Source organism: Pseudomonas caricapapayae (genome assembly GCF_001400735.1).
Classification (GTDB): Bacteria; Pseudomonadota; Gammaproteobacteria; order Pseudomonadales; family Pseudomonadaceae; genus Aquipseudomonas; species Aquipseudomonas caricapapayae.
In genome coordinates this window covers 1-9,717 of record NZ_LJPW01000023.1, presented here as the reverse complement: position 1 = coordinate 9,717, position 9,717 = coordinate 1, and the positions used below count along the sequence as shown (strand labels likewise).

The following is a 9,717-nucleotide window of genomic DNA, read 5'->3' as shown; positions in this document are numbered from 1 at the left end:
GGGTGATGTCGGTGAAGCAATGCGTGAGATCAATGCCCAGGGATCCTCGCTGAGCTTACGCTCACAGGTGGCAAACTTTACAAGCTTCAACACATCACACATCGGCTGAGAGTCATCATCTGCAAGATGATAGCTCTCGGCACGATTCCCATTATCCCGCTATCGAAAACATTGTTGCTTCGGCCAGGTCAGAGCGCCTATTGGCGTGGAAATCTTCAAGCGGCTACATAGTAGGTATGAATAAATTAAGCCCCAAGTGCGCCTCGCTTTTGCGGGGCCAAGTCAGTAAGGGACGCTGGATATTGCGTTCGTCAGTGGCAGGAATGAGCATGAGTGTATTGAAGGGAGTGCTCGACTGGATGATCACTGCGCTGGCGTCAACGCAGTCTCGTGACAGACCAGAAACGGTTGAAAACCAGGCAGCTCAGGCCGCGTTAGAGCTCGCCGCAATTCTCAGGGTAGGCGGAGCCTTCGAGCGTGACGAAATCCCCATGATCACACGTCGACTGCAGTCCGTGATCGATGCAACAAATGCCGTGGTCACTGCCTGCGAGCACAGTCAAGCCGAAGGAAGATATTGCCGTAGAGACCTATGAAACACGCATCTCACGCTGAGCGTGGTCAATCACGACAGCTCGCGCTTGACAAGCCTTCACAGAATTCACATTCTCAAGACATGTACCGCTGATGTTGTCAGCAACATGCCCGGGTAGTCAGGATCTCATGACTACGATGCGTTCCACGCATTGATCCATCCCCAAGTTCGCAAAGCTTCCGGAAGCGCGAACGATCGGTATTCACTACCGATGGATGCATATTTTACGTCTCACGCAATGCTGCACTCGGCCTGGCTGAGTCATATCACATACCTACCCTCGGGGAATACTTTCCCTTAGGGACGAGTGTCTCCGTTTTCTGCTATTTGAACGGAGATAGACCATGTTGAGTCACACGACTGTACACTCAGCCCCTCAAAATGCTGAAATCACTAAACGCGTTGATATGCTTTACGGCAAGGCATGCCGTCAATTTCCGACATACGAAACAATGGTCTATGAGCACTTTTGCTCTCAGATGATTGAGACGTTCGGCGATGACGAAATGTCGCCGGAAGCAGCAGACGCATTTAGTTATGCACGCTCGGACTATGATTATCGCTCACAGTCAGAAATTAGGGCGGCAAGGGAAGTTAATCGAAGCCATGGAATCTGCAGCCACGGCCTCACTAAAGACACCTGCCCATGCGGTTGTTTTGAATTCACAGGACTAGAGGCCTATGAGGACTTCGGACCTGAGGAGTGTGACCTGACGGATGATCCAGACCTCGTCATGAGCGATGAAGAATGGACGCGTATTCAAGAGCAATGGCGTCAAAAAGAAATTGCAGGCGCTAGCGGAACGAAAATGGTGTGGGTGTCAACCCATACAAAACCCACGCTTGTACGCGGTTTTTTCAATTACCTATGGAATGTGGCGCTGCGGTTTTCGGCATCACGCCGAAGGTAGTCTGGATCTCACGACTACGATGCGTTCTACGCATTGATCCAACCTAAAGTTCGCAAAGCTTCCGGAGGCGCGAACGATCGGTGATGTAAACGCCGATGGATGCACATTAAACGCGTCACTCACCCAGCGGGGAATCACTCCCCTCTCGGGCGGTGTTCTCCGCAATTTCAACTGGAGAAACACCATGAGCACAGCAAGCTTTCGTTTTGGCGTTATGGTCGGTACTGCATTGCGTGATTGCATCCGTGCGGTTAACCAAAAGCCAAAACCTGCAACAGTCCATGTGGGAACAGCGCAGTGCAGGGTAATGCCTGAACCTGTGATGACCCACGACGAATGCGAAAACTACTGCAGCGTGCCAGCCATAGTGCGTCGCAAAGGGATCAACCTTCATGCATGGTATGAGGCTAATACGCAAGAAGCTCAGACCAAACCGGTGAAGAAAACCCGTAAATCTCGCGCATCGAAGGTGGCTGAAGCCTCCAAAAAGCAGGATGCTGAACCAGTGGTTAAGGCCCCTGTCATGGGGTCGTTGGACCAGCTCATTGCTTGATACTCCCCTCTCTCGACCAGCCCCTCATGTATTGAGGGGCTTTTTTCATGAGAAGGGTTGACAAATGAATCGCCCTTAAAGGATTCTAAAGTCATGTACCGCTGACGTTGTCAGCAACATGCCCGAGGTAGTCTGGATTTCATGACTACGATGCGTTTTACGCATTAATCCAACCCCTAGTTCGCAAAGCATTCGGAAGCGCGAACGGTTGACCGACTTATCGGTTGATGGATGCATAATGATTCTCACACCCCATCGGGACCTTTCCCGTAGGGTGGGTCTCGTGCTAAGCAGGAGACCTTCATGAAAAGCAGTCTTGCGCTGTACCAAGCATTGATTTCAATCGATGTTCCGGAAGACCGCGCCACTGCAGTAGTCGATGCTCTGGAGTCGGATATGCAAACGCAACTCGCGACAAAAGCCGACATCGACAAACTCGAGTCTAGACTCGAACTGAAACTCACCATTCGTATGGCTGTCATGCTGACTGCTGCCGTTGGCGTTATGCTTACAGCGTTTAGATTCATGCATTGATTGTCGTAAAATTTCGCTCTACCACCCATGCGGGGAATACCTTCCCCCTGGGCGAAGTGTATCTCCGCTTTGAACATTCAAAACTGGAGATACATCATGAGCAATTCTACTAACGAAACCAAATACTTCGACCTGCACACCACCGGCATTGGCTATCTCAACCGCATTCGTGAAGTGAAGCCTCGTAAGGGCGCTCCTTTCATTGCTGTGACAGTAGCGGCCCTTAAAGGTAGCACTGATTCGGCTGAGTACGCTTACATTGACTGCAACGTGGTAGGTGCTGAAGCTGACAAGCTGATTCGCCGTTGCCAGGAAGCCGTCGATGCCGGCAAGAAAGTTCTTGTTTCTTTCCGCATCGGTGACATTTGGGCTGATGTTTTCACCTACACCAGTGGTGCCAAACAGGGCCAGACAAGTGCCAGCCTCAAGGGCCGCCTCTTGTACCTTGCCTGGATCAAAGTTGAAGGTGAATACGTCTATCAGGCTCCGCAGAAAGAAGAAGCACTTGCCTCTTCTGAAAGTTCAGAGTCGGAAGCTGCCCCAATGGCTCAATCCGAGGCGTCTGCCGCGAGCGGACCAGCTGATGTAGCTTCTCCAGCTGCTACTCCCTCCAAGCCAGCGCGAGCGCAACCAGCTCGTGCAACACGAGGAGAGAATCAAGCCGCTTGATAGATCTTTACAACCTCAAGGCGCCCTGCAGGCGCCTTTTCTTTTCTCCACAAAGTAGGTAACGACTTCATGAAATTCGCAATCGCTACTCTCGTGTTTACAGTACTCAGCATATTTTTTCTAGAATGTGGACAACAGTTATCCTCTCAACTTCTGACTCAGATAGGCGCGGGAGGCCTGGTAGCCACTTTTTTCGCAATGACAGGTCTTGCGATCACGTCCTGAAGCGGAACCTTCTGCTTTTCCCTTAGGGCCCTCACCCTTAGGGATGGGCCTGTGTATTGGAGCCTCAGTATGGACAGTAATACTAATAGACTAACTTTGAGATTTGAGCTCGCTTTGCTGATTTCAAAAGCACGCACTCAAGATAGTATCTATCAAAAGGTTTTAAACAAAGATACTCCACCGGATCGTTTTTCCAGTTTGCATTGGGAGGATGTACTGGACAAGCTCGAAGACTTGGCACTTTTGGACCATGCCGAGAATTTCACAACCGACCACAGCTCGTATATTGAAGATACTGCACTCCTCAAGTCTTACTGGACTCTTCGGGAATGGTGCGGGATAGATATTTTTCCTGATAACTCACCCGCTGTAATAGAAAGACTCTAACCAAACGTTCTCAAGAACGAAAACCAACCTGACCGGGTAATTCACCTCCCGGTCGGGCGAGGTGGTTACCCGCACCTGGAGAACTACTATGTCCAACGCCATAAACCACTTGCCATCCACTTTGCTGAAATTGCCAGTTGTGCTGACGCCTTCCGCCTGGAAAGAATCGGTTCATTTGGAACAACCATCACACATTGCTGAGGTCGGCACTCGTCTTGGCGAAGTCGTACTCGAAGCTTATCGCGAGCTGCATCTGCAGCCCGATGAGATTCAGATTGACTTCGGCATCTATCGTTTTCTGCCCAACGGTAACCGCTCGGGGCGTCATTGGCTCGAACTGAGACTTCATCGTATGGATGCATTGAACGGCAATTCCTATCTGTGCATTTCGCTTAGGGCTGAACAGCCTCTCACCCTCTTCTAACCCAGTCGGCAACCTGAAACCACGAACAAGCCCGAATCTTCGGGCTTTTTTTCGGGCTCCCATATAAGTGGCCTGCCCGATAATCTGGAGTAGTTATGATCAACCTGCCCGGCTATTTGGCCATACGCACCATCAGCGGTCGCAACGGCGCTTTCAACGTTGGGCGACTTTCGACATCCATCGGCGAGTTCGTTATCAAGGACGCGCTGCTGGACCAGTACCATGAGGGCAAATATCGAGGTGATTTCGTTATCACCGAAATTCGTCCCTCCTACTACACAAACGGCGGCAGATTAGTGGTCGAAGTCCGCGCCAGGCTGGACAGCATGTCATTGGACGATGTGGCTAACCTGAGCGCAGATGAGGCTGAGAGGCTGTCCAACAATGAAACAGATCCGATAGATGAAGAACTTCCGGAAGACTCATCTCCAGCCAAAACCCGACGCACCGTTAACACAACGTCCAAACGTTCAGCTTTAACTGACAGTGACGCTCCCTTCGGAATGGCGAAAGCAGAGCCGAAGAAACAATCCACGACACTTGAATCTGATGCAGAACTGTTTGGCACGATCTGGCCTATCGGAAGTTCAGTCAAGCTGGATACAACCGTAGACCGTCAGCGACTACGGCAACAATGTGTCCGCCTCGGCGAGCTCGGATATGAGTTGGACTTCAAGCTACAGATCTGGAATCTCAGCACATCTTGATCATGATCCAAAGTGATCATCCTCGGGCTGCAACTGAGCAACCAGCTTTATCCATAAAACACAAAAACTGAGGGGCTTCACCGCCCTTAGGGTGGGGGTCCCCTCCTTTTTTGGAGGCAATAATGGCCAACCGCACTCAACTCTTTCGGATAGAAGAATGCCCGGATCTGTACGTCGACGCGTGCGTCTGTGACGAGCAGCGAAACCTGATATTTCTCTCAGCCTGGGGCCGCGACACGGCCATGCAGGAGTTTCTGGCCAGGCTAACACTCGGTAACTCCGAGAACGGCCTGGACCAGTTTCACATCGTCACGAATGACCAACGCATCCCGGTATTCCCTGATACGGATCAGTTGGAAAAACGGACCACTCGCCAGCTTCGCGGAACGCTCTTCGGCAGCCTGTTGCACGTATGGCTGTTCGATCAGCGTTGCTCGCAGCCGGATCGAGCAAACCACTCTGCTTACGCGCTTATCAACCAAGCCCATGACCCGTTCGACAGATTGTGGCCGCTGGTCGTAGATACTTGTCCGCTTCCCTTCCTTCCACATTGGCGTGAGCCGGTGATGGAAGTCCTTACTGCGCACAACATGTTGCATCCGCTACCAGGAGCTATTGGCTCGGTGACTGCCTGGCGTTTGTCGCTGCAGCTGGACGTGCTCGAAAACGCCCTGGGCGAACTCATTCGCGCAGGAAAACTCACCACTGAAGTTACGGCGTAATTCACGTCCTACAGTCTAAGGGGCCAACCATGGCTTTGATGTTCTCACGGCTTGCCCGTAATTTTGCACGCAACGGCTATTACCCGACTGACGAACTGACTCTGGAGCGCACTCTGCAGGCATTGTTGCCGGCGACCTCGGGACGGATGCGGATTCTTGATCCGTGCTCGGGAGAAGGAGTGGCTTTGGCTGAGGTCGCACACCGATTGGAGCGCGACCGAACCGAGGCGTATGCGGTTGAGTACGACAAAGAGCGCGCTGATCACTCGAAAACGTTGCTGGATCGAGTGCTGCAGGGCGACTTGATGGACACCATGATCTCTCGACAGTCCTTCGGACTGCTTTGGCTCAATCCTCCCTACGGTGACCTGGTCGCTGACCACTCTGGCGCGTCACAGTACCAGGGCAGCGGGCGCAGAAGGCTTGAGAAGGCGTTCTACCAACGATCACTGCCGTTGCTGCAGTACGGAGGTGTGATGGTATTCATCGTTCCTCACTACGTGCTGGACGACGAGCTGTGTGGCTGGCTTACCAATCACTTTACCGGGCTGCGGATCTGCGCCGCGGTAGATCGGACGTTCAAACAGGTAGTTATATTCGGGATCAGGGTACGCCGTCAAGATTTGGCAAGGCCCCGGGAAGTGGCGGAAATGCGCGAGCATTTGCGGGCAATCGGATCCGGGGAGCAAGCTGCGGATCTGCTGCCGGCTACTTGGCAGTGGGAGCAATACGCTGTCCTGCCGATCGCCAATGATCTGGAACACTTCTACCGAATCACGCTTGAACCAGAGCAATTGAGTGAAGAGGTTTTTCGTCTGAGAGGCCTATGGCCTGATTTCACGCTGCACTTTGGTCAGACTGGCGTTCAACCGCGCGCGCCCGTGAAGGCACTTTCACGGTGGCACTTGGCACTGGCACTCGCTGCCGGAGCCATAACCGGTGTAGTGACCTCTCGGTCCGGACGTGTCCTGGTGCTCAAGGGCGACACTTACAAGGATAAGGTTCCCAAGACCGAATTCACCGAGGACGAGGACGGCAACGTTTTTGAGACTCGGATCTTGACTGATCGTTTTGTGCCCAGGATTCGGGCATGGGATATGACGCCAAGCTCATCCTATCTAGGGTGCGCACTGACCATCAGCTCGGATGCGACAACACCAGCTGCACACGAAACCACCTCAACCACTGCTGCACGTAGTCAGGACGCTTCATTTGGACTGGGCCGTGTGATGCTCACGCACAGCGTTCAAAGTCTGCTCCAAAACAGCTCTCTCGACGTGAGGCAGTACCTATCGCGTCACGCGGCGGGCGATTGGGGTGAAATTTCGAACGACGACTGGGACAGCAAACAGCAAGCAGTGAATGCTGATGGCCGATTGTTTTCCAGGTATGACATCGACGCGGAAGATGAAACCAGACTCTGGATCATCACCGAGGCCGATCGCTCCGTGACCACGATCATGTTGCCGTCGGACTACTGACAGAGCTTTAAACAAACCACTTTCTCAACCAACCCACAGGGTATGCCCAATACCCTTCGTGGTGTCGTGCGTGCCCTGTTTCATCCCTACGCGGAGAAACATCATGAACGACCTGCCTTTGGCTGCGCATGCAGGCCACCCTTGTGTGCCAGCTTTGAACATTGGGCTCACTGAGTTCATCGAGGAGTTTGGTGACGAACTCCTGGAGTCACTCAACCGTTCGAACCCACCGGTCTATGCCGGCATCGACAATCCGGCTCGGCAGCGGGTGCTGGAGGGCCTCAAACGACAGCCCTTCCCTGCACAGGCTCAAGTGGTCCAGGCCATTGCCGCGCTTTTGCTCGATCAGAATGAGAAGGCTGGCATCATCAATGCCGAGATGGGTACCGGCAAAACAATGATGGCCATCGCTCTCGCTGCAGTCATGCATGGAGCTGGTTATCGCAGGACGATGGTCATCGCGCCTCCGCACCTGGTCTACAAGTGGCGGCGCGAGATCCTCGAAACCATCCCTGACGCTCGCGTCTGGGTGCTCAACGGACCGGATACCCTGATCAAGCTGCTGAAGCTGCGTGATCAACTGGGTGATACCTACGACGGACGTCAGGAGTTCTTCATTCTCGGCCGTGTGCGGATGCGGATGGGATTCCACTGGCGTCTGGCCTTTTGGCAACGGCGCGCCGGCGGTGGAAGGAGCCTGGCAGCGTGTCCAGATTGTGGACGCCTGCTCCAGGACCAGGAAGGGAATCTGATCACCGCTGAGGAATTTCAGCGTGAAGAGCGACGTCGACGCTGCGATCACTGTGACGCCGCTTTATGGACGCTGATGCGTCCGGGCAAGGCGGATGGCGGCAGCCGCCGCAACACGATCCTTAAGTCGATGTGTCGCATCCCTACGATCGGACCTGTTCGTGCAGAACGGCTTTTATCTGACTTCGGCGAGGACTTTCTCGCCTCGATGCTTCTGGACAATGTCTCTGAGTTCATCAACCTGATGGACGCCAAAGGCAATTTCATCTTCAGCGACCGCCAGGCCAAGCGCATGGAGCGTGCGATGGCCAACATCGAGTTCGGGTTCGGCGAGGGGGGTTACCAACCCACCGAGTTCATCAAGCGCTACCTACCTGATGGATGCTTCGACCTACTGGTCGTGGACGAGGGGCATGAGTACAAAAACAGTGGATCGGCACAAGGTCAGGCTATGGGCGTGCTCGCAGCCAAAGCACGAAAGACTGTGCTGCTGACCGGCACTCTCATGGGCGGCTATGCGGACGATCTGTTCTACCTACTGTTCCGGATCCTCACCAGACGTATGATCGAGGACGGCTATCGACCCAACGCGCGTGGAAGCATGGCGCCGGCGGCGATGTCTTTTATGCGGGATCACGGGGTATTGAAGGATATCTATACCGAGCGTGATGGCAGTTCTCACAAGACTGCCAAAGGTAAGAGACTCTCAGTGCGGACGGTCAAAGCTCCGGGGTTCGGCCCGAAAGGCATTCACCGCTTCGTTCTACCCTTCACTGTGTTTCTGAAACTCAAGGATATCGGCGGCAACGTGCTACCTGGTTATCGGGAGGAGTTCATTGACGTACCGATGTGTCCAGACCAGGAGGCGGCTCACCTTAAGCTTGCCCATACATTGACCGTCGAGCTTCGTCAGGCTCTGGCCCGTAGAGACACGACGCTGTTAGGGGTGGTGTTGAACGTGCTGTTGGCCTGGCCGGATTGTTGCTTTCGACCTGAAGTCGTGAAACATCCTCGATCCAGAGACACGTTGGCTTTCGTCCCATCGATCTTCGAAGAGGATGAGCTCATGCCGAAGGAACAGGCCCTTCTGGACCTATGTCTTGCTGAAAAAGCCCGGAACCGCAAGGTTCTGGTCTACTCGGTTTACACAGGTACCAGAGACACCACAAGCCGCATGAAGCGGGTGCTCGAACAATATGGACTGAAGGTGGCAGTGCTGCGTGCATCGGTGGACACCGCCAGGCGCGAAGACTGGATCCTTGACCAGGTTGATCGAGGCGTCGACGTACTGATCACCAACCCGGAGCTCGTAAAAACAGGTCTGGACCTGTTGGACTTTCCGACCATTGCGTTCATGCAGACGGGTTACAACGTCTACACGGTGCAACAAGCGGCGAGGCGGTCATGGAGGATCGGACAGAAGCAGGACGTCAGGGTGATCTTTTTCGGCTACATCGGCAGTTCTCAGATCACCTGCCTGCAGCTAATGGCCAAGAAGATCGCCGTATCACAGAGCACCTCAGGGGATGTTCCAGAGTCTGGATTGGACTCGTTGAACCAGGATGGTGATTCCGTAGAGATGGCACTCGCCAGACAACTCATCAACGCTTGACCATGGCCACCTTCGGGTGGCCTTTTTCTCCCGTATGATGATCAGCCGCGCATCATGCGCCACGTTACCGCACAGAAATTGACGTCAATGGAATACGACTCAACAACGCGACGCTTGTGTAAAATTCCCGGCCATCGTGGTTAAATA

At 53.6% G+C, this 9,717-nt stretch carries 11 protein-coding genes; all 11 read left to right on the top strand.

The features are described 5' to 3' along the window. Positions 1–329: 329 nt before the first annotated feature. The 11 genes from ALO80_RS03470 (at position 330) to ALO80_RS03420 (ending at position 9,570) form a co-directional block, all read left to right on the top strand. Positions 330–596 carry a hypothetical protein gene (locus tag ALO80_RS03470; RefSeq protein ID WP_055007952.1) on the top strand — a complete coding sequence of 89 codons (267 nt, stop codon included), beginning with the start codon at positions 330–332 and terminating at the stop codon, positions 594–596. A 343-nt stretch (positions 597–939) separates the two neighbouring features. Then, positions 940–1,506: a hypothetical protein gene (locus ALO80_RS03465; protein ID WP_055007951.1), complete on the top strand. Its 567-nt coding sequence runs from the start codon at positions 940–942 to the stop codon at positions 1,504–1,506. Positions 1,507–1,690: 184 nt separating this feature from the next. Then, on the top strand, positions 1,691–2,059 hold the full coding sequence (locus ALO80_RS03460; RefSeq protein ID WP_055007950.1) for a hypothetical protein: 369 nt from the start codon (positions 1,691–1,693) through the stop codon (positions 2,057–2,059). A gap of 303 nt (positions 2,060–2,362) precedes the next feature. Then, positions 2,363–2,593, top strand: coding sequence for a hypothetical protein (locus tag ALO80_RS31360; protein WP_055007949.1), 231 nt, complete (start codon positions 2,363–2,365; stop codon positions 2,591–2,593). 96 nt (positions 2,594–2,689) lie between these two features. Beyond that, the gene (locus tag ALO80_RS03450; protein ID WP_055007948.1) at positions 2,690–3,262 is read left to right on the top strand and encodes an STY4534 family ICE replication protein; all 573 of its coding nucleotides are present in this window, start codon (positions 2,690–2,692) and stop codon (positions 3,260–3,262) included. A 294-nt stretch (positions 3,263–3,556) separates the two neighbouring features. Then, on the top strand, positions 3,557–3,874 hold the full coding sequence (locus ALO80_RS03445) for a hypothetical protein (protein ID WP_055007947.1): 318 nt from the start codon (positions 3,557–3,559) through the stop codon (positions 3,872–3,874). Positions 3,875–3,962: 88 nt separating this feature from the next. Then, the gene (locus tag ALO80_RS03440; RefSeq protein WP_055007946.1) at positions 3,963–4,298 is read left to right on the top strand and encodes a hypothetical protein; all 336 of its coding nucleotides are present in this window, start codon (positions 3,963–3,965) and stop codon (positions 4,296–4,298) included. Positions 4,299–4,393: 95 nt separating this feature from the next. After that, positions 4,394–5,005, top strand: coding sequence for a DUF3275 family protein (locus ALO80_RS03435; RefSeq protein ID WP_055007945.1), 612 nt, complete (start codon positions 4,394–4,396; stop codon positions 5,003–5,005). Between the two features lie 122 nt (positions 5,006–5,127). After that, entirely contained in the window at positions 5,128–5,727 is a 600-nt protein-coding gene (locus ALO80_RS03430; RefSeq protein ID WP_055007944.1) for a hypothetical protein, read from the top strand. A gap of 29 nt (positions 5,728–5,756) precedes the next feature. Beyond that, positions 5,757–7,208, top strand: coding sequence for a DUF6094 domain-containing protein (locus tag ALO80_RS03425; protein ID WP_055007943.1), 1,452 nt, complete (start codon positions 5,757–5,759; stop codon positions 7,206–7,208). Positions 7,209–7,311: 103 nt separating this feature from the next. Next, entirely contained in the window at positions 7,312–9,570 is a 2,259-nt protein-coding gene (locus ALO80_RS03420; RefSeq protein WP_055007942.1) for a DEAD/DEAH box helicase, read from the top strand. Positions 9,571–9,717 lie beyond the last annotated feature (147 nt).

What these genes read in the sequence shown, in the direction of transcription:
- ALO80_RS03440 (WP_055007946.1), top strand. Translation starts at nt 3,963, where the DNA reads ATGTCCAACGCCATAAACCACTTGCCATCCACTTTGCTGAAATTGCCA.
- ALO80_RS03460 (WP_055007950.1), top strand. Translation starts at nt 1,691, where the DNA reads ATGAGCACAGCAAGCTTTCGTTTTGGCGTTATGGTCGGTACTGCATTG.
- ALO80_RS03470 (WP_055007952.1), top strand. Translation starts at nt 330, where the DNA reads ATGAGTGTATTGAAGGGAGTGCTCGACTGGATGATCACTGCGCTGGCG.
- ALO80_RS03435 (WP_055007945.1), top strand. Translation starts at nt 4,394, where the DNA reads ATGATCAACCTGCCCGGCTATTTGGCCATACGCACCATCAGCGGTCGC.
- ALO80_RS03450 (WP_055007948.1), top strand. Translation starts at nt 2,690, where the DNA reads ATGAGCAATTCTACTAACGAAACCAAATACTTCGACCTGCACACCACC.
- ALO80_RS03425 (WP_055007943.1), top strand. Translation starts at nt 5,757, where the DNA reads ATGGCTTTGATGTTCTCACGGCTTGCCCGTAATTTTGCACGCAACGGC.
- ALO80_RS03465 (WP_055007951.1), top strand. Translation starts at nt 940, where the DNA reads ATGTTGAGTCACACGACTGTACACTCAGCCCCTCAAAATGCTGAAATC.
- ALO80_RS03445 (WP_055007947.1), top strand. Translation starts at nt 3,557, where the DNA reads ATGGACAGTAATACTAATAGACTAACTTTGAGATTTGAGCTCGCTTTG.
- ALO80_RS31360 (WP_055007949.1), top strand. Translation starts at nt 2,363, where the DNA reads ATGAAAAGCAGTCTTGCGCTGTACCAAGCATTGATTTCAATCGATGTT.
- ALO80_RS03430 (WP_055007944.1), top strand. Translation starts at nt 5,128, where the DNA reads ATGGCCAACCGCACTCAACTCTTTCGGATAGAAGAATGCCCGGATCTG.
- ALO80_RS03420 (WP_055007942.1), top strand. Translation starts at nt 7,312, where the DNA reads ATGAACGACCTGCCTTTGGCTGCGCATGCAGGCCACCCTTGTGTGCCA.